This window comes from Methylobacterium sp. J-090 (genome assembly GCF_022829345.1).
Classification (GTDB): Bacteria; Pseudomonadota; Alphaproteobacteria; order Rhizobiales; family Beijerinckiaceae; genus Methylobacterium.
The window spans coordinates 1-19439 of the sequence record NZ_JAKSXV010000039.1; the positions used below are offsets into that span (position 1 = coordinate 1).

General features: G+C 72.0%; 18 protein-coding genes. 15 read left to right on the plus strand and 3 right to left on the minus strand.

Annotation, left to right across the window (positions count from 1 at the left end):
• A partial coding sequence (locus MKK49_RS06535; protein ID WP_244027238.1) for a biotin/lipoate--protein ligase family protein occupies positions 1 to 483 on the minus strand: 483 nt, incomplete at its 3' end.
• 225 nt (positions 484 to 708) lie between these two features.
• Here MKK49_RS06535 and MKK49_RS06540 point away from each other — a divergent pair.
• Positions 709 to 2700, plus strand: coding sequence for a 4Fe-4S binding protein (locus MKK49_RS06540; protein ID WP_244027239.1), 1992 nt, complete (start codon positions 709 to 711; stop codon positions 2698 to 2700).
• Positions 2701 to 2709: 9 nt separating this feature from the next.
• Positions 2710 to 3204, plus strand: coding sequence for a GNAT family N-acetyltransferase (locus tag MKK49_RS06545; protein ID WP_244027240.1), 495 nt, complete (start codon positions 2710 to 2712; stop codon positions 3202 to 3204).
• A 9-nt stretch (positions 3205 to 3213) separates the two neighbouring features.
• Here MKK49_RS06545 and MKK49_RS06550 read toward each other — a convergent pair whose 3' ends face one another.
• Positions 3214 to 4521 carry a c-type cytochrome gene (locus MKK49_RS06550; RefSeq protein WP_244027241.1) on the minus strand — a complete coding sequence of 436 codons (1308 nt, stop codon included), beginning with the start codon at positions 4519 to 4521 and terminating at the stop codon, positions 3214 to 3216.
• 233 nt (positions 4522 to 4754) lie between these two features.
• Between MKK49_RS06550 and MKK49_RS06555 the strand changes: the two genes are divergently transcribed.
• The 7 genes from MKK49_RS06555 to MKK49_RS06585 all read left to right on the plus strand — a co-directional run bounded on the left by MKK49_RS06555 (position 4755) and on the right by MKK49_RS06585 (position 11986).
• Entirely contained in the window at positions 4755 to 5903 is a 1149-nt protein-coding gene (locus MKK49_RS06555; RefSeq protein WP_244027242.1) for a molybdopterin-binding protein, read from the plus strand.
• Positions 5904 to 5905: 2 nt separating this feature from the next.
• Positions 5906 to 7876 carry a molybdopterin biosynthesis protein gene (locus MKK49_RS06560; protein WP_244027243.1) on the plus strand — a complete coding sequence of 657 codons (1971 nt, stop codon included), beginning with the start codon at positions 5906 to 5908 and terminating at the stop codon, positions 7874 to 7876.
• Complete coding sequence (gene mobB, locus MKK49_RS06565; RefSeq protein WP_244027244.1) at positions 7873 to 8424, plus strand: molybdopterin-guanine dinucleotide biosynthesis protein B; 552 nt, start codon at positions 7873 to 7875, stop codon at positions 8422 to 8424. The genes MKK49_RS06560 and mobB overlap by 4 nt, the downstream gene beginning before the upstream one ends.
• Positions 8408 to 9661 (plus strand): gephyrin-like molybdotransferase Glp, encoded by a 1254-nt coding sequence (gene glp, locus MKK49_RS06570; RefSeq protein WP_244027245.1) that lies wholly within the window; start codon positions 8408 to 8410, stop codon positions 9659 to 9661. Before mobB ends, glp begins: the two co-directional genes overlap by 17 nt.
• A gap of 107 nt (positions 9662 to 9768) precedes the next feature.
• Entirely contained in the window at positions 9769 to 10464 is a 696-nt protein-coding gene (locus MKK49_RS06575) for an ABC transporter permease (protein ID WP_244027246.1), read from the plus strand.
• Between the two features lie 5 nt (positions 10465 to 10469).
• Entirely contained in the window at positions 10470 to 11180 is a 711-nt protein-coding gene (locus tag MKK49_RS06580; protein WP_244027247.1) for an ATP-binding cassette domain-containing protein, read from the plus strand.
• On the plus strand, positions 11153 to 11986 hold the full coding sequence (locus MKK49_RS06585) for an extracellular solute-binding protein (RefSeq protein ID WP_244027248.1): 834 nt from the start codon (positions 11153 to 11155) through the stop codon (positions 11984 to 11986). The genes MKK49_RS06580 and MKK49_RS06585 overlap by 28 nt, the downstream gene beginning before the upstream one ends.
• 4 nt (positions 11987 to 11990) lie before the next feature.
• Here the strand turns inward: MKK49_RS06585 and MKK49_RS06590 are convergent, their stop codons facing one another.
• Positions 11991 to 12653 (minus strand): PRC-barrel domain-containing protein, encoded by a 663-nt coding sequence (locus MKK49_RS06590; protein WP_244027249.1) that lies wholly within the window; start codon positions 12651 to 12653, stop codon positions 11991 to 11993.
• Positions 12654 to 12812: 159 nt separating this feature from the next.
• On the opposite strand from MKK49_RS06590, the gene MKK49_RS06595 reads away from it, so the two are divergent.
• The 6 genes from MKK49_RS06595 to mnhG are packed head-to-tail and all read left to right on the plus strand — an operon-like array spanning position 12813 to position 18729.
• Positions 12813 to 15725 (plus strand): monovalent cation/H+ antiporter subunit A, encoded by a 2913-nt coding sequence (locus tag MKK49_RS06595; protein ID WP_244027250.1) that lies wholly within the window; start codon positions 12813 to 12815, stop codon positions 15723 to 15725.
• Positions 15725 to 16063: a Na+/H+ antiporter subunit C gene (locus MKK49_RS06600; RefSeq protein ID WP_244027251.1), complete on the plus strand. Its 339-nt coding sequence runs from the start codon at positions 15725 to 15727 to the stop codon at positions 16061 to 16063. The genes MKK49_RS06595 and MKK49_RS06600 overlap by 1 nt, the downstream gene beginning before the upstream one ends.
• Positions 16060 to 17625, plus strand: a complete 1566-nt coding sequence (locus tag MKK49_RS06605) for a monovalent cation/H+ antiporter subunit D (RefSeq protein WP_244027252.1) — start codon at positions 16060 to 16062, stop codon at positions 17623 to 17625. Before MKK49_RS06600 ends, MKK49_RS06605 begins: the two co-directional genes overlap by 4 nt.
• Positions 17622 to 18110 (plus strand): Na+/H+ antiporter subunit E, encoded by a 489-nt coding sequence (locus MKK49_RS06610; protein WP_244027253.1) that lies wholly within the window; start codon positions 17622 to 17624, stop codon positions 18108 to 18110. The genes MKK49_RS06605 and MKK49_RS06610 overlap by 4 nt, the downstream gene beginning before the upstream one ends.
• A complete protein-coding gene (locus MKK49_RS06615) occupies positions 18107 to 18391 on the plus strand; it encodes a K+/H+ antiporter subunit F (protein ID WP_244027254.1) in 285 nt (94 codons plus the stop codon). Before MKK49_RS06610 ends, MKK49_RS06615 begins: the two co-directional genes overlap by 4 nt.
• Complete coding sequence (mnhG, locus tag MKK49_RS06620; RefSeq protein WP_244027255.1) at positions 18388 to 18729, plus strand: monovalent cation/H(+) antiporter subunit G; 342 nt, start codon at positions 18388 to 18390, stop codon at positions 18727 to 18729. The genes MKK49_RS06615 and mnhG overlap by 4 nt, the downstream gene beginning before the upstream one ends.
• Positions 18730 to 19439: the final 710 nt, after the last annotated feature.

Consider the following 19439-nt stretch of genomic DNA (forward strand, 5'->3'; position numbering starts at 1 on the left):
CCCTTCCTCGTCGAGGGCCGTCGAATCCGGGGTGAGGCCCGGATCGCCGAGATGGGACTTGGAGACGATCACCATGGCGGAGAACACCAGCCAGTCCGGCACCGCCTCCTCGGCGCAATCCTTCGGCCAGTCGAGGCGCCCGCCGCCGAGACGCGCCCCGTCGAACCTCAGCTCATCCGGCCAGACCAGGGTGATGGGCATTTCCGGCGGCCCATGGGTGCCCACGGCATCGACGAGGGCGGCCATGCCGAGGAGAAACGCGCGCCGCGCCGAGGCAAGGGGCTCGCCCGGGGCCAGGATGACGGCGAGATCCAGGACATCCTCCCGCTCGACCACCACCAGGGTCCCGGCCGCGTCGCCGGCGCCTTCCTCGGCCAGGGCGCGGGCATGTGTGAAGGCATCGTCGGTCGCCGGCGCCCGAAGGCCGGTGAAGGCCGGCGGCAGCACGAGGGCGGCCGGATCGGTCGCTGAGAGGGAGGTCATGGCGCGCGGGGTGGCGTGAGCGGAAATGTTCGAGACCCTTCGCGGCGACACCCTTCGCGGGCGGTACGGAGCCCCCGGTGCGGTGAATTGGTCCGTTCGTAGTTTCGAACCGTTCGATTATATAACGGATGCGCGCGGCTCCGCGAAGGGGCCGCGCCCGCTCCCAATGCCTCAGGGTCAAACGTGTCCGATCGCATCGTGTTCGCCTGTTCCTGCGAGGGGACCATGCCCCTCGACGCAAGCGCCATCGCGCGTGGCTGCGGCGGAACCCTGAAGACCGCCGACCAGCTTTGCGGCCGCGAACTCGACCGTTTTCGCGAGGCCCTCGGCACGGGCGTGCCCATCACCGTGTCCTGCACGCTGCAAGCGCCCCTGTTCGACGAGGTCGCCGAGGAGATGGGCGCGGAGGACCGCGTCACCTATGCCAAGATCCGCGAGACCGCCGGCTGGTCCAGCGAGGCCGAAACGGCCGGCCCCAAGATGGCCGCTCTGCTCGCCGCCGCGGCCGAGCCCGTGCCCGATGCCGGCACCGTCTCCATCGAGAGCCACGGCGTCGCGCTGATCTATGGCCGGGACGCCGTCGCCATCGAAGCCGGGCGGCGGCTTTCGGACAGTCTCGACGTCACCGTCCTGCTGAGCCGGCCTGGCGCCGTCGAGCCGCCCCAGCGCAACAGCTTTCCCGTGCTCCAGGGTACGGTGGCGGGCGCCACCGGCCGGCTCGGGGCGTTCGAGCTGCGGATCGACGATTACGCCCTCCCCGCCCCCTCGTCGCGCACGCATCTCGTCTTCGGGCTGCCCCGCAACGGCGCCACCTCGACCTGCGACGTGGTCCTCGACCTCACCGGCGGGACGCCGCTGTTTCCCGCTCACGATCTGCGCAGCGGCTACCTGCGCGCCGACCCGCGCGATCCGGCGGCGGTGGAACGCGCCATCACGGCGGCGGCCGACCTCGTCGGGACCTTCGACAAGACGAAGTTCGTGAACTTCCACGCCGATCTCTGCGCGCATTCGCGCTCGCGCATCACCGGCTGCACCCGCTGCCTCGAGGTCTGCCCCACGGGCGCCATCGTGTCGGCGGGCGATACCGTCGCCATCGATCCGACCATCTGCGCCGGCTGCGGCAACTGCGCCGCCGTGTGCCCGACGGGGGCGGCGGCCTACGCCCTGCCGCCGGCCGATGCCCTGATGCGGCGCCTGCGCAGCCTGATGCTGGCCTACCGGGAATCCGGCGGCCAGGGCGCCACGATCCTGTTCCACGACGGCGATCACGGCGAGCCACTCATCGATGCGCTGGCCCGTCACGGCGACGGCCTGCCGGCCCATGTGCTGCCGGTGCGCCTCAACGAGATCACGCAGCTCGGCCCCGAGGCTATGGCGGCCCTGTTCGCCTATGGTGCCTCCGGCGTGCGCGTCCTCGCCCGGGCGCGGCCCCACCATGATCTCGACAGCCTCCACCGCACGGTGGCGCTCGCCGAGACCCTGGCGCACGCCCTCGGGTACGGTGGTGCGGCGCCCATCGTCGCGGTGATCGAGACCGACGATCCCGATGCCCTCGGGGCCGCCCTGGCGGAGGCCCTTCCCGGCGCCGCATCGTCCCGGCCGAGCCGGTTCATGCCCGTCGGCGGCAAGCGCGAGGTGCTGCGCTTCGCCTTCCGCGAGATGTACGAGGTGGCGCCCCGGCCCACGGCCTTCGTGCCGCTCGCGGCGGGGGCCCCCTTCGGCGGCCTCGATTTTCGCACGGACGATTGCACCCTCTGCCTCGCCTGCGTCGGCGCCTGCCCGACCCACGCCCTGTCGGACAGCGCCGAGCAGCCGCTGCTGGCCTTCGAGGAGAGCCTGTGCGTCCAGTGCGGCCTGTGCGCCGCCACCTGCCCGGAATCGGTCATCGACCTGAAGCCCGGCCTCGACTTCGAGGCCTGGACCGCGCCGCGCCGCGTCGTCAAGGAGGAGGAGCCGTTCTGCTGCATCGCGTGTGCGAAGCCCTTCGGCACCCGCAGCACCATCGAGCGGGTCGTCGAGAAGCTGCGCGAGCGCCACTGGATGTTCTCGGGGTCCGGCGGGCCCGAGCGGATCAACGCCCTGATGATGTGCGAGGATTGCCGCGTCGAAGCCGCCCTGAACCAGGGCTTCGATCCCCATGCCGGGCCGGAGCGGATGCGCACCCGCACGACGGAGGATTACCTTCGCGAGCGGACGGAGCGGGGCGAGGCGGTCTGAGCGGAGCCGATGGAGACCCTGCGCTGGCGCGCCATGGTTCCGGGCGATCTCCCCGCGGTCGTCGCCCTCGCCGATGCCCTGTTTTCGGACCATTACGAGGCGCCCGAGCGCTTCGCCGAACGGCTCCGGGCGAGCCCTTCCCTGTGTCGGGTGCTGGCGCGGGAAACGGGGGCGATCCGGGGTTATTGGATTGCCTACCCCTGGCCGCTCGGCCGCGTTCCGCCCCTGAACCGGCCCCTGCCGGAGCCCCTCGCGGATGCGGGAGCGCTCTATCTCCACGATCTCGGGCTGCATCCCGACGCCAGGGGCCACGGCCATGCCCGTCAGGCCGTCGCCGACCTCGCCGCTGGCGCGAACGCGGCTGCCATCGCCCTCGTCGCGGTGAACGGCTCGTCCGCTTTCTGGGCCGCGCAGGGGTTTTGTGAAGCGCCGTACGATTCCGTGGTGGCGGAAAAACTCGAGGGTTACGGCCCTGACGCCCGCTACATGATCCGGCGCCCCTGACGGGGCGCCTCACGGCAGGGCCGTCGCCTTCTCGAGGAAGCGCACGAGCGCCTCGCGGTCCTCGGCCGTGTTGATGGTCTGCTCGGGCATCCGCGTGCCCGGCGTGTAGCGGGCCGGACCGACCTCGAACAGGCGGGCGATGGTGGTCGCGTCCCAGACGAGGTCCATGGCTTTCAGCGCCTCGGAATAGCGGTAGCCGGGCTCGCTCGCGATGCGGCGTCCGATGATGCCGGCGAGATTCGGTCCGGCGCGCGGTCCGTCCTCCGGCTTGAGGGCGTGGCAGGCGACGCAGGCGCGGTAGACCTCCGCGCCGCGATCCCCGTGGAAGGCCGCCAGGGTGTCGGCGGGGCGCGGCAGGCTGAGCGCGCCGATGGGCTCGCCCGTGGCGGCGTTCCAGCGCCGGACCAGCCGGTCGCCGCCGCCGGTCACGAGTTCGTCGCCGCGCCAGGCCACGGACCAGACCGGCAGGCCCGGCCCAATGAGACGGCGGAGGATCGCACCCGTGCCGCGGTCGATGATCGCGACGGTGCCCCCCGCCGTGGCGGCGGCGAGGCGGGTCTCGTCGGGCGCGAGCGCGAGGGCGATCACCGGGTTCGGCCCGACCTCGATGGCGGCCCGTTCGCTGCCGTCCGGGCGCAGGAGGCGCACGATCGCGTCGCTACCCGCCACGGCGATCTCGCCGTCGCGGGTCACCGCGAGGGCGTTCAACGGCGTCGGCAGGGTGGTGACGCGGGGCGGCCCGCCTGCGACGGGCCAGATCCGCAGGGTGGCGTCGTAGCCCGCCGTGGCGATCCGGCCGTCGGGCAGGAAGGCAACGGCGTTGACGGGGCCCGCGTGTCCTTCGAGCGTCCGCGCCGGTCCACCGGCGAGGGGGCGGACCCGCACGGTCCCGTCCCAGGAGGCCGAGGCGAGGCTGAGTCCGTCCGGCGATACCGCCAGCCCGGCCACCGGTCCGGTATGCTCGGCGAAGATCCGCTCGGGCTCCGGCCGACCGATCCGCCACAGGGCGACGCGGCCATCCTCGGACGCCGTGGCGAATCCGCCATCGGGCAGGGTGGCGACGGCGTTCACCGCGCCCTCGTGGAAGCGCAGGACGCCGAGGGCGGTGCCGGTCGCGATCCCCCACACGATCACCGCTTGGTCGAACCCGCCCGAGATCGCGATGTCGCCGCCCGGCACCACCGCGAGCGCCCGCACCGGGCCGCCATGGCCGCGCATCTGCGCCAGGGCGGGCTGCGCCGTGAGCGAGATGGCCGGCAGGCCGAACAATCCGACGACGACTCCGATGACGAATCGTACGAAGCGCAGGCGTCGCATCGCTCTCCAGGTCCGGTCCCCCGGCCCGGCGCCGGTTCGGCCGGACCTTAGACGAGGCGCGCATGTCCTGTCCCGAGCCCTGCCCTGGGGCCCTGTGCCGCGCGCAGGCACGGCGGATGGGACGACCACCCGCGCTTGATCAACGCGGGCGGATGCCGCATGCGATGGCGCATGACGTTCCTCGCCCTGACGGAAGCCCGGATCGGCCGACGGCGCGCCTTCGCGAGAACGGCGTGACGCGGTTCGCTTCGGCCGCCCTGATGCCCCTGGCCGACGCGGTGCCGCGCCTGATCGCGGGCGTGGCGCCCGTGGCGGAGCGGGCCCTGCCCTCCCACGCGGCCCTCGGCTTCGCGGCCGCCCATGACGTGATCGCCGAACGCGGCTGGCCCGAACGCCCCACGGCCCTGCGCGACGGTTGGGCGGTGCAGGCCGATGCCGTCACCGGGGCCTCGGCCTATGCGCCGATCCCCTCGCTCGCTCCGCCGGTCTGGGTCGAAGCGGGAGAAATCCTTCCCGAAGGGGCCGATACGGTGCTGCCGCCCGAAGCCCTGGAGGGCCGGGCGATTGTCGCGGACGCACCCGTCGGCGACGGCGTGCGCCGATGGGGCGAGGATCTCGCGGCCGGCACCCGACTTCTCGCGGCCGGCACCCGCATCGCCCCGTGCCATCTCCTCACCCTGGGGGCGGCCGGCGACGGCTCCGTTGCGGTACGCATCCCGCGCCTCGCCCTCATTGCCGCCGCGACGCCTTTGGCCGACGCACTCTCGGCCCTGATCGCCCGCGAGGGCGTCGAACTGGGCGAGCGCATCGACGCGCCCAGGACCTGCGACGGCATCGCCGGTGCGATCCGCTCGGCGCGCGCCGACGCGGTGCTGGTCCTCGGCGGCACCGGTCCCGGGCGGACCGACCGCGCCGTCGCCGCCCTGGCGCTTGCCGGCGAAGTCCTGGCCCACGGCATCGCGCTCCGCCCGGGTGAGACCGCCGCCTTCGGCCGCGCCGGGGGGCGCCCCGTCCTGCTTCTGCCGGGCCGCCCGGAGGCCGCGCTCGCGGTGTTCCTCGCCCTCGGGCGCCCCTTGCTGGCGGCGTTGTCCGGCGTTCGCATGCCCGAGCCCGAGGCCGGGACGCTGCTGCGCAAGGTTGCCGCCACCATCGGGGTGAGCGACGTGGTGTTCGTGCGCCGCCGCGCCGATGGCCGAAGCATCGTTCCGCGAAGTGTCCCACGGTTCGCGGTCGAGAGTGATGCGTCGACACCCTGCTTGGAGCCCCTCGGCGGGGCGGACCTCGCCCTGTCGCACCTCGCCGAGGCGGACGGGGCCATCCTGGTGCCGCCGGAGCGGGAGGGCTTTCCTGAGGGCACCAGCGTCGGAATCCTGCCGCTGTGACGATGACGGAGCGCGATATTCCTTTCCGCGAACGCCTCGCGGCGGCGGCCCGGCAGGAGCAGTTCCTGACCGTGGTGAGCCGCGAGGAAGCGTCCGCGCGCTTCCGGGCGGCGGTGCCCCACACGGTTCTGCCGGCCGAGTCGGTCGCCCTGGCCGAGGCCCTGGGCCGTGTCCTGGCCGAGGATGTGGCCTCCCCCATCGACGTGCCGCCCTTCGACCGGGCCCTGGTGGACGGCTTCGCCGTACGGGCCACGGACACGCAGGGCTCGAGTTCCGCGAGCCCCCGGCGCCTGATCCTCAACCGCGAGATCCTTGCCTGCGGCGTCGCGCCAAGCCTCGCCGTGGCCGAGGGCACCGCCACCCCCATCGCCACCGGTGGCGTCATCCCGCGCGGCGCCGACGCCGTGGTGATGGTCGAACAGACCGGATTCCTCGACGAGGCCCTGGCCATCGATCTCGTCCAGGCGGCGCGGCCGGGCCAGTTCGTCGGCTATGCCGGTGGTGATATGGCCGCCGGTGAGACGGTCCTGCGCAAGGGCCTGCGGATCACCGCCCGCGAGGTGGGCATGCTGGCCGCCTGCGGCCTCGCCCGCGTTCCGGTGGTGCGCCGGCCCCGTGTGGCGGTCCTTTCGACCGGCGACGAACTCGTGGCCGTCGGCGCACCCCTTCCCCCCGGAGCGATCTACGATTCCAACGGGCCGATCGTCGTCGCCTCCATCACCGAGAACGGCGGCGCGGCCGTCCCCCTCGGTATCGTCCGGGACGACGCGGCGGCCCTGCGGACGGCCCTGCAAGCGGCCCTGGCGGAGACCGACATCGTCATCCTCTCGGGGGGCACCTCGAAGGGGGCGGGTGACGTCTCCCACCGCATCCTGAAGGATCTCGGGTCCCCCGGCATCCTCGTCCACGGCGTCGCCCTCAAGCCGGGCAAGCCCCTGTGCCTCGCCGTGGCGGAGGGCAAGCCCGTGATCGTGCTTCCGGGCTTCCCGACCTCGGCCATGTTCACGTTCCACGATTTCGTCGTTCCGCTCATCCGCGCCATGGCGGGCCTGCCGCCGCGGGAGGACGAGGCCGTCGCGGCCGTGCTGCCGCAGCGCGTGTCCTCCGAACTCGGGCGCACCGAGTTCGTGATGGCGTCGCTCGCCGAGACGTCCGACGGGATGGTCGCCTTGGCCCTGTCGAAGGGGTCGGGCTCCGTCACCGCCTTCTCGCAGGCCGACGGCTTCTTCTCCGTCCCCGCCGCCCGTTCGGGCCTCGAGGCCGGCGAGACCGTCTCCGTCACCCGGCTCGGGGCGGGCGTGCGGCCGCCCGACCTCACCCTGATCGGCAGCCACTGCGTCGGGCTCGACCGGGTGGTCGGCCTCCTCGCCGAGCGGGGTCTTCGTATCCGCACCCTCTGGGTCGGTTCCGCCGGGGGCCTCGCCGCCCTCCAGCGCGGCGAATGCGATCTTGCCGCCCTCCACCTCCTCGACCCCGAGACCGGGCTCTACAACAGCCCCTTGCTCGCCGAGGGGTTCCGCCTCGCGCCCGGGTGGGGACGCCTCCAGGGGGTGGTGTTCCGGCGTGGCGATCCGCTGTTCGAGGATCGTGAAGCCGGGGCGGCGGTGGCCGCCGCGCTCGCCACACCCGAGGCCGTGATGGTCAACCGCAATGTCGGCTCGGGCACCCGCGCGCTCGTCGACGGTCTCCTGAGGGGGAGCCGGCCCGCCGGGTTCTGGAACCAGCCGCGCTCGCACAACGCCGTGGCGGCGGCGGTGGCCCAGGGGCGGGCCGACTGGGGCGTCGCCATCTCCACCGTAGCCAGCGCCTACGGCCTCGGCTTCCTGCCGCTCACGGAGGAGCGCTACGACTTCGCCTACGCGGCGGACAAGCGCGCCACGCCGGCGCTCTCGGCCTTCCTCGACGTGCTCGCCGAGGAACGGACCCGCGCGGCGCTCCGCGATATCGGCTTCCGCGTCGGAGGGGCGCCATGACCGCGCCCCGGATCATCGGCCTCGCCGGCTGGAGCGGAGCGGGCAAGACCACCCTGCTGACGCGGCTGATTCCGGTTCTCGTCGCCCGTGGCCTGCGGGTGGCGACCCTCAAGCACGCCCATCACGAATTCGACGTGGACCAGCCGGGCAAGGATTCCCATCGTCACCGGCAGGCCGGAGCCAGCGAGGTCATCGTCTCGTCCGCCCGGCGCTGGGTCCAGATCCACGAGGTGGCGGACGAGGGCGAGGCCACGTTGGCCGATCTCCTGCGAAAGCTCTCGCCGTGCGATCTCGCCCTCGTCGAGGGCTTCAAGCGCGAGGCGCACGCCAAGCTCGAAGTTCACCGCGCCGCCAACGGCCGGCCGCCGCTCCATCCCGGCGACCCGCGCATCGTCGGCGTCGCGAGCGACACGGCCTTCCCGGAGGCGGGCGTGCCGGTGGTGGACCTCGACGGGATCGCGGCCATCGCCGACCTCGTCCTCGCCCGTGCCGAGCCCTTCGCTGCGACCCTGGACAGGCTCGGGAGGTGTCATGGCGCAGCTGAGTGACGATTGCTTCGCCTTCGGCGGAGCCCTGATGCGGATCGAGGATGCGGCGAGCCTCATCGCCGCCCGCCTTCCTGTCCTCGCCGGGACCGAGTGGGTGCCGCTCGCCCGGGCCGACGGGCGGGTTGCGGCCGAGGACGTGGTGGCCGGCCACGACGTTCCGCCTTTCGCGAACTCCGCCGTCGACGGCTACGCCGTGCGGTACGCCGATCTGGAGGCTAGTGGCGAGACCCGCCTGCCCGTACGGGGCCGGCTTCCGGCGGGCGCCGTGCCGGATGGCATCGATACCCCCGGCGGCGCCGTACGGATCTTCACCGGTGCCGCCCTGCCACCGGGCGCCGACACCGTGTTCATGCAGGAGGACGTGCGCCGCGAGGGCGACGCCGTCCTGCTGCCGCAGGGATTGAAGCGCGGGGCCAACGCGCGCGCGGCCGGCGAGGATGTCGCGGGCGGGGAGCGCATCATCGCCGTCGGCCGCCGGCTCGTGCCGCAGGACGTGGCGCTCGCCGCCGCCACCGGTCATGCGCGCCTGCGCGTCCGCACCCGCCTGCGGGTCGCCCTGTTCTCCACCGGGGATGAGCTGGCCGAGCCGGGCGCCCCCCTCGGGGCCGGCGCCATCCATGATTCCAACCGGGCGATGCTGGCCGCCCTCCTCGTCCGCCTCGGGGTCGAGGTGGACGATCTCGGCATCCTGCGCGACGAACCCGGGGCCTTGGCCGCACGCCTCGTGGACGCCGCCCGCGATCACGATCTCATCCTCACCTCGGGCGGCGTCTCGACGGGCGAGGAGGACCATGTCCGGACCGCCGTCGAGGCGGTCGGCCAACTCCTGTTCTGGCGCCTCGCCATCAAGCCCGGCCGCCCCGTCGCCATGGGCCTGGTGAACGGCACTCCGTTCGTCGGCCTGCCGGGCAATCCCGTCGCGGTCTACGTCACCCTGCTGTTCGTGGTGCGGCCCCTGCTCGCGCGCCTGAGCGGGGCGAGCGTCGTGCCGGTGGTTCCGCAGAGGGTCCGTGCCGCCTTCGCCTATCGCAAGAAGACGGGACGGCGGGAGTTCGTCCGCGTCATCCTGGCGCCCGGCCCCGATGGCGTGGTGGAAGCGCGGAACTTCCCCCGCGAGGGCGCCGGCCTCCTCACGTCGCTGACCGGGAGCGACGGCCTCGCCGAACTGCCGGACGAGGCCACCGGCGTCGCGGTCGGCGACACCCTGGCGTTCTATCCGCACGCCGCGCTCTGGTAGCCATGCTCCTTATCGACCGCCCTGGTCGAGCACATAGGAAGCGGACTGCCTATTGATCTTGTCCGGCCGGGCGTAGCATCGCAGCGGAACCCCCGCCGACGGCCCGCATGACTGAGACCCTGCACGAGACGTTCGCACGGCTGACCACCCTCGACCGCGACGTCGTCGCCATCGCGTGGCTGTCCCTGCGCGTCAGCCTGTCGGCCGTCGCCATCGGCCTGCTTCTAGGCATCCCCCTGGGCGCGTTCCTCGCCGTGGCGCGGTTCCGGGGACGGCCCGCGATCGTCGGTCTGCTCAATGCTTTCATGGGATTGCCGCCGGTCATCGTCGGGCTGGTGCTCTACCTCGTCCTGTCGCGCTCGGGCCCGTTCGGGCCGCTGGGCCTGCTGTTCACGCCCGGCGCCATGGTGGCGGCGCAGGCGATCCTGGCGACCCCCCTCGTGGCGGCCCTCACCCGGCAGGTGATCGCCGATGCCGACGATCATCTCGGCGAACAGCTGCGCTCCCTCGGGCTGTCGGCACCCCGCCGGGCGATGGTGCTGATCTACGACACCCGCTTCTCGCTGGTCACGGCGGCGCTGGCCGCGTTCGGGCGGGCGATCTCGGAGATCGGCGCCGTGCTGGTGGTGGGCGGCAACATCGACGGACACACCCGCACCATGACGACGGCGATCTCCCTCGAGACCCAGAAGGGCGACCTCAGCCTCGCCCTGGCGCTCGGGATCGTCCTCATCGCGCTCGTCATCACGGTGAATGCGGTGGCCGCCGTCCTGCGCGGCCATGCCGCCCGCGCCTACGGGTGAGCGGGATGGCGGGCATCACCCTCACGGACATTCGCCTGATTCTGAACGGGACCGCGATCCTGGATGGCCTGAGCCTCGCGATCCCGCCCGGCGGCATCACGGCCCTCGTCGGCCCCAACGGGGCGGGCAAGAGCGCGACCCTGCGGGTGATCGACGGCCTCCTCGTCCCGACGAGCGGCGGCCTACGGGTGCCGGGCGGCGCGCGGCGGGCCTTCGTGTTCCAGAAGCCGGCCCTCATCCGGGGGAGCGCCGCCGCCAACGTGGCGCTGGGCCTTGCCCCCCTGAAACGGCCCCGGGCCGAGCGCGTCGAGCGCACGCACGCGGCCCTCGCCCGGGTCGGCCTCGCACACCGGGCCGGCGACCCGGCCACGCGCTTCTCCGGCGGCGAGCAGCAGCGCCTCGCCCTCGCCCGCGCCTGGGCGGCCCGGCCCGATCTCCTGCTCCTCGACGAACCGACGGCGAACCTCGATCCCGGTGCGACCGAGCTCGTGGAAGCGCTCATCGCCGAGATGGCGGCGGAGGGCACCAAGGTGGTGCTCGTCTCCCACAACCTCGCGCAGGTCGCCCGGCTCGCCGCCGACGTGATCGTCCTCGCCCGGGGCCGCGCCGTCGAGCACGGTCCGACCCGCCCCACCCTCATGTCCCCGCGCACGCCCGAGGCGCGCGCCTATTTCGATGGAGAACTGCCTTGGTCGTCCCTCGCCGCGGCTTCCTGACCCTCGGTCTTCTCGCACTCGTGGGGGCTTCCCCCTTGAGTGCCGAGCCGGCCTCCATCGTCGTGGCCTCCACCACCTCGACGGAGCAGTCGGGCCTATTCAAGCACATCCTCCCCGCCTTCGCGGCGAAGGCCGGCATCGCCGTGAAGGTGGTGGCCCTCGGCACCGGCCAGGCCCTGGACGCGGCGCGCCGGGGGGACGCGGACGTGGTCCTCGTCCACGACCGGCCGGCCGAGGATGCCTTCGTCGCTCAAGGCTTCGCCAAGGCACGCTTCGACGTGATGTACAACGACTTCGTGCTGGTCGGCCCGAAGGGCGACCCGGCCGGCGCCAAGGGGAACGACATCACCGCAGCCCTTCGGAAGGTCGCGGCGACCAAGGCGCCGTTCGTGTCGCGCGGCGACCGCTCCGGCACCCACAGCGCCGAGCTGCGGGCCTGGAAGGAGGCCGGAATCGATCTGCCCGCCGTCAAGGGCGAGTGGTACCGCGATGTCGGCCAGGGCATGGGGCCGGCCCTGAACACGGCCTCCGCCCTCGACGCCTATATCCTGGCCGATCGGGGCACTTGGCTCGCGTTCAAGAACCGGGGTGACCTCGCGATCCTGGTCGAGGGCGACAAGCGCCTGTTCAATCCCTACGGCGTGATGCTGGTCGACCCGGACAAGCACCCCACCGTGAAGGTGAAGGAGGGGCAGGCCTTCATCGACTGGCTCGTCTCGCCGGAGGGGCAGGCCTCCATCGCGGCCTACAGGATCGGCGGCGAGCAGCTTTTCTTCCCGAGCGCCGGGGCCGTTCGCGCCCCGTGACCCTCTAGCGCTGCTTGCCGTCCTGGGCATCGAAACGGAAGGCGGGGGCGGCGGCAAGCTCCGCCTTCGTCAGCCGCAACTCGGCCCGGACGGCCGCGTTGCCCGAGGCGCCCGCGAGAACGGTCGCCCGTTCGCCCGTGGGCTTCTGCGCCTCCGTCGATCCCGTCGCGTCGGTGACCCGGCCACTGTGCTTGTCCTCGACGGCGCCGAGCACGTCGCGGGTGGTGTCGCTGCCCGGCATCGTCTGCGGTCCGGCTTTTGCCGCCTCCGCCGTCGTCGCGGCGTTCTGCGGGGTGGCGACGGAGGTCGGTCCCGCCGTCAGGGCCACGTCGCCGACGTTCCAGGCCAGCAGGTCGAAGGGGACCGCGACGTACTTCTCGCCGAGGCCCAGGAAGCCGCCGACGCCGATCACCACGGTCTCGATTCGGCCGTCGGCGCCGAGGAGAACGTCCTCGATGGTGCCGACGCGGACGTGATCCATGCCGACGACGCCGACCCCGATGACCTTCGAGACCCGCATGGTGCCCGGCGCCGGAGCGGTTCGGAACCGAGGCCCCTGGGTTGTCCCAGCGTCCTCCGCGGCCCGCGCCGATGCGTTCAGGGCCAGGGTACCCGGCCCGCACAGGAGGGCGGCCAGGAGCACGGCGCTCCACCGATTCGTTGTCATGTCCGACTCCAGAGGGCCTCGACACAGGCCCCGAAGTCCCAATGCTTCGGCGTGCGATCCGGTTCATCGGGGAGCCGTGTCGGTGTCTTCGGGGCGACAAACCGCGAAAATTCGTCCAGAGCACGCGGCCGGACCCCGCTTTCGAGGCCCCCGCCCCTGATGCCTGCCGAGCCTCTCCTCGTCGCGGCCGCGCTCCTGCCCTTCCTCGGCAGCGTGGCGGCGGCCCTGCTGCCCCGGGACGCGCGCAACGCCGCGGCCCTCCTCGCCGGTTTCGTCACGCTCGCGAGCCTCGCCTGCGTCGGCGCGCTCTATCCGCGGATCGGCGCCGCGCCGGTGATGCAGACCGTCGACTGGCTGCCCTCGCTGGGCGTCGCTTTTGCGCTCCGGCTCGATGGGCTGGCGTGGCTGTTCGCCGTCCTCGTGCTCGCCATCGGCGCCCTCGTGGTGCTCTACGCGCGCTACTACATGTCGGCGCAGGACCCCGTCCCACGCCTGTTCTCGTTCCTCCTCGCCTTCGTCGGGGCGATGCTCGGCATCGTGCTCGCGGGCAACCTGATCCAACTCGTCGTGTTCTGGGAGCTCACGAGCGTCTTCTCGTTCCTGCTCATCGGCTACTGGTACGACAACCGCGCGGCGCGGGACGGCGCGCGCATGGCGCTCACCATCACGGCTCTCGGCGGCCTCTGCCTCCTCGTCGGCATGGTGCTCGTCGGTCGCGTCGTCGGCAGCTACGACCTCGCCGTGGTGCTGGCGTCGGGCGACATGATCCGGTCGAGCCCGCTCTACCTGCCCGCCCTGGTCCTGATCCTGGCAGCGGCCCTAACCAAGTCGGCGCAGTTCCCGTTCCACATCTGGCTGCCCCGAGCCATGGCGGCGCCGACGCCGATCAGCGCCTACCTGCATTCCGCCACCATGGTGAAGGCCGGCATCTTCCTGATGATCCGCTTCTGGCCGGTGCTGGCCGAGACCGACGCCTGGTACTGGATCGTCGGCACTGCCGGCATGGCGACGATGCTGGTCGGCGCCTGGAGTGCCATCTTCCAGCACGACCTCAAGGGCCTGCTCGCCTATTCCACCATCAGCCACCTCGGGCTGATCACCCTCCTGCTCGGCCTCAACTCGCCGCTCGCCGTCGTCGCGGCGATCTTCCACACGGTGAACCACGCCACCTTCAAGGCGTCGCTGTTCATGGCCGCCGGCATCATCGACCACGAGACCGGCACCCGCGACATGCGCCGCCTGAGCGGCCTGTGGCGGGCCATGCCCTACACGGCGACGCTCGCCATGGTCGCCGCCGCCGCCATGGCCGGCGTACCCCTGCTCAACGGCTTTCTGTCGAAGGAGATGTTCCTGTCGGAGGCCGTCGACAATGCCGGCGACCACCCCCTTCACTTCGCCCTGCCGGTGCTGGCGACCGTGGCCTCCGCCTTCACCGTGCTCTACTCCCTGCGCTTCATCCGCCAGACCTTCTTCGGGCCGCCGCCCCACGATCTGCCGAAGGCGCCGCACGAGCCGGAACGCTGGATGCGCCTGCCCATCGAGATCCTGGTGCTGGTCTGCATCAGTGTCGGCCTCGTTCCGAATCTGACCATCGGACCGGCCCTGGAGACCGCCACCCGCGCGGTGTTCGGCGAGGCCGCGCCATCCTACGACCTCGCGATCTGGCACGGTTTCAACGCGGCGCTGGCCCTCAGCATGGCGGCGCTGGTCGGCGGCGTCGGCCTCTACGTCGCGTTCGGCCGGCGCATCAACACCAATCCCCGGGGCGGCCCCTGGCTGATGCACCGCCTCGACGGCGGCTGGATGTTCGAGCGCGCCATGACCGGCCTCGTCCACGCGGCGCGCTGGCTCGAACGCGTCCTCGGGGCGACGCGCGTTCAGGCGCAGTTGCGCGCCCTGTTCCTCGTCGCCCTCGTCGCGGGCCTGTCGGCCGTCTTCGCGCGCGGGCTTCCGTCGATGCCCGCGCCCGACCTCTCCGGGATCGATCCGGCCTTCGCGCTCCTGTGGCTCGTCGGCGGGGCCTGCGCCGTGGGGGCGGCCGAGCGCGCCAAGTACCACCGGCTCTCGGCCGTGATCCTCACGGGCGGGGCGGGCCTCGTCGGCAGCCTCACCTTCGTCTGGCTGTCGGCGCCCGATCTCGCCGTCACACAGCTCCTCGTCGAGATCGTCACCACGGTGCTCCTGCTGCTGGGCCTGCGCTGGCTGCCCAAGCGCGACGCGGCGATCCTCGCGCCGGCGGCCGAGAACCGTCGGGCGCGGCGCCGCCGCCTCACCGACCTCGTCGTCGCGGGGGCCGTCGGGACGGGCCTGGCCGCCCTCGCCTACGCGGTGATGACCCGGCCGGCGCCGGAGGGCATCGCCCGCTGGTTCATCGACGAGGCCTACCCGCAAGCCGGCGGGCGCAACGTCGTCAACGTCCTGCTCGTGGATTTCCGCGCCTTCGACACCATGGGCGAGATCTGCGTGCTCGGGATCGTCGGCCTCACGGTCTTCGCCCTCCTGCGCCGGTTCCGTCCGGCCGCCGACAGCCTGGAGCGTCCGAAGCAGCAGCTTCGGCAGGAAGCCGCCGACCGCGCCCACGAGCACCGCAGCGTCGGGGACACCGCCGCCGACGCCATGCTGATCCCCGCCGTGGTGATCACCTGGCTGTTCCCGTTCATCTGCGTGCTGGCCCTGCACCTCTTCCTGCGCGGGCACGATCTTCCGGGCGGGGGCTTCGCGGCCGGCATCGCGCTCACCATCGCCTTCGTGCTCCAGTACATGGCCCACGGCGCGCAATGGGTCGAAGAGCGCCTGCGCATCCGGCCGATCGCGTGGATCGGCGTCGGCCTCCTCGTCGCCGTCCTGGCGGGTGCGGTGCCCTGGCTGTTCGGCCGGCCGTTCCTCACCGCCGCCTTCCAGTACGCCGATGTGCCGATTCTCGGGAAAATCCCCCTGGCCAGCGCCGTGGCCTTCGATCTCGGTGTCGTCGTGCTCGTCGTCGGGGCCAGTGTGCTGATGCTCGTCGCCCTGGCGCGGCAATCCCTGCGCCGCGCCCGCGAGGCGGCGGCCGAGATGGAGACCGAATCCTGATGGAGATCGTCCTGTCCCTGGGCATCGGTCTGTTCGCCGCCTCGGGCGTCTGGCTGCTCCTGCGGCCGCGCACCTTTCAGGTCGTCCTCGGGCTGTCGCTGCTGACCTACGCGGTGAACCTGTTCATCTTCGCCATGGGCCGCCTGAGCGTGGACGCCCCGCCGGTTCTCGAGGCCGGCGCCGATGCGGCGCGGGTCGCCGACCCAGTGCCCCAGGCCCTGGTGCTCACCGCCCTCGTCATCAGCTTCGCCCTGACCGCCCTGTTCCTCGTCGTTCTCCTCGCCGCCCGGGGCATCACCGGCAGCGACCACGTCGATGGCCGCGAGCCCGGCGCATGAGTGTCTGGACCGACCACCTCGTCGTCCTGCCCGTGGTGCTGCCCATCGCCGCGTCGGGCCTGATGCTGCTCCTCGACGAGCGCCGCAGCCGCCTCAAGGCGGCGATCAGCCTCGCCACGACCACGATGTTGCTGGCCACCGCCCTCCTGCTGGCGCAGGGCGCGATGGAGGCCCCCCAGGTCTACCGCCTCGGAAACTGGGCCGCCCCCTACGGCATCGTCCTCGTCGCCGACCGGCTCTCGGCGATGATGCTGGTGCTGACGGGCGTTCTCGGCCTCGCCTCCCTGGTCTTCGCCGTCGCCCGCTGGGACCGGGCGGGGCCGCGCTTCCACGCCCTGTTCCTCCTCCTCTTGATGGGGGTGAACGGCGCCTTCCTCACCGGCGACCTCTTCAACCTGTTCGTGTTCTTCGAGGTGATGCTGGCGGCCTCCTACGGCCTCGTGCTGCACGGCTCGGGCGAGGCGCGGATCAGGGCCGGGCTCACCTACATCGCCGTGAACCTCATCGCGTCGCTGTTCTTCCTCGTCGGCGTCAGCCTGATCTACGGCACCATGGGCACCCTCAACATGGCCGATCTCGCCCGCCGCCTGTCCGGGCCGGCTGGCGCCGAGGCCGGCCTGTTCGAGGCTGGATGCGCCGTGCTCGGCATCGCCTTCCTCATCAAGTGCAGCGCCTGGCCCCTCGGCTTCTGGCTGCCCTCGACCTATTCCGCCGCGAGCGCGCCCGCCGCCGCCATCCTGGCGATCCTCAGCAAGGTCGGCATCTACGTCGTCGTGCGCCTGAGCCTGCTCCTGTTCGGCACCGGCGCCTCGGCGGGGTTCGGCCAGGGCTGGCTGCTCGCCGGCGGTCTCGCCACCGTGGCCTACGGCACCATCGGGATCCTCGCCGCGCGCGACCTCACGCGGGCGGCTTCCTACGCGGTGATGATCTCGTCCGGCACCGTGCTCGCCGCCCTCGGCACCGGCAGCCATGCCGCTCTGTCCGGCGCCCTGTTCTACCTCGTCGGTTCGACCCTGGCGGCGGGCGCGCTGTTCCTGCTGGGCGAGATCCTCCAGCGCGGCCGCGACCCGGCCACCGCCTCCCTCGCCGTGTTCGCCGACGAGTACCACGACCCCTTCGACGACGACGGCGCCACCGAGACGGGCCGCGCGATCCCGGCGGCGGTGGCGATCGTCGGCGGAGGATTTCTGCTCTGCACCCTGATGCTCGCCGGCCTGCCGCCGCTGGCCGGCTTCGTCGGCAAGCTCGCGATGTTCTCAGGCTTGGCCGCCGGGGCGATGACGCCCACGGCCTGGGGCTTCATCCTCGCCCTGACCCTGTCGAGCCTCGGCACGCTGATGCCCCTGGTTCGCCTCGGCACCCTCGCCTTCTGGGTCCCGCATGACGGGCCGGACCCGGTGATCGGCCGGCTGGAGTTCACTGCCCTTGCGGGTCTGCTTTCCGTCTGCCTCGGCCTCACCCTGTGGGGTGGGGCGGGGCTGGTCTACGCCGACCGTACGGTGGAGTGGCTGGTGAACTCCGCCGCCTACGTCCACCTCGTCCTCGATGGGGGCGCCCCATGAGCCGGTTCCTCCCCTACCCGCTGCTCTCCCTTGGTCTTTTCGCGACGTGGCTGCTGCTGAACGCGCCGGTCACTCCGGCGACGGCATTTCTGGCCGCGCTGGTCGGCTGGCTCGTGCCCTTCGTGATGCCGGCCCTGCGCCCCGAAACCGTGCGTGTCCGGGCGCCCGGCGTGATCCTCAGACTCGCGGGGCATGTCCTCGTCGATGTGGTGCAGTCCAACATCGACGTCGCGAAGGTGATCCTCGGCCTGCGCCGTGGAACGCGCCGCACCGGCTTCGTCTCGATCCCCCTCGACCTGCGCAGCCCCTACGGCCTCGCCGTGCTGTCGATCATCCTCACGGCGACGCCCGGCACCCTGTGGATCCAGTACGAGTCCAACTCCGGCCGCCTGCTCCTTCACGTCCTCGACCTGACCGACGGCGACGGGTGGGTCCGCCGGGTCAAGGATCGCTACGAGCGCCCGTTGATGGAGATCTTTTCGTGAGCGCCGCCTCTATCCTCACCTGGGGCCTCGGCCTCGCTCAGGGCATGCTGGTCCTCGCGATGGTGATCGCCGCCTGGCGCGTCCTGCGTGGGCCCCGCGCCCAGGACCGCGTGCTCGGCCTCGACACGGTCTACCTCAACGGCATGCTCGTCATCGTGGTGCACGGCCTGCGCACGGGCAGCGGCCTCTCCTTCGAGGCGGCCCTCGTCATCTGCCTCCTCGGCTTTGCCGCGACCCTGGCGCTGGCGAAGTTCCTGATGCAGGGCGAGGTGATCCAGTGACCGGCGTCGACCTGCCCGTGTGGGCCGCCTGGCTCGTGGTCGCCCTGGCGCTCAGCGGTGCCGGCTTCTCCCTCGTCGGCGCCATCGGACTCATCCGCCTGCGGACCTTCTACGAGCGCGTCCACGCCCCGACCCTCGGGGCGACGCTGGGCATGACCCTGATCGTAGCGGCCTCGATCCTGTACTTCTCGGTGGCGGAGGGCCGCCCGGTCCTGCGCGACCTCCTGATCGGCCTGTTCCTCACCGTGACCACGCCCGTCACCCTGATTCTGCTCGGCCGCGCCGCCACCTACCGCGACCGGGCCGAAGGCAACGCCGACGCGCCGCCCGACCCGTAGGACGCGTCCCTCACGCATCCTTCCGAAGCGAGGCGCCGACCCGCGTCAACAGCGAGGCGATGTGCCGACGAACGCCACAACGACGGCGAGGGGCTCGCCCCGTGCGGGATGAAGGCCGACAACCCGCCCCGCGGCATGGCCCCAAGTGCCCAGCACCTCCGCGACGTCGAGCCTCGCGAACACAACCTCATCGCCCTGAACCAGGGTGTCGTCTCCGTGAGTCGGACCCACGGGAGCGAAATCCGGACCGTGAGCAATTTCTTTCTTCCGAAGATCGTTTTGTAGTTATCCCTGATTCGATCCGGTCGTTTCGCGGTAAATAAAGTGTATTTTTCTCACTGTACGACAGCGTTCGATGTATTCCAGATTTTGGTATGATCGATTTCGCATGAAATGCCGGACCGGTCGGTGCCGGCCCGTCCAACCGCCTCGCGGGTAACCGGAAGCAACCGCGCGGACGAGGCATCAGATTTATGGGAATACGGCGCGATACGGACGAGTTGATCGAGTTGCTTCACGGGATGTCGAAGGATCCGCCCAATCGTACCGTATGACCGGGGACCATCGCACGACGAAAAACCTCGCCGCCCTCTTGGCTTTCGGCGGTCTCGTCGTGCTGATGGTCCAGGACAGACCGAACTGGAACGCAACCTGTCTGGCGATCCTATGTCTGATCGCCTTTGGTTGCCTCTGGCGACTGTCCCGGCGGC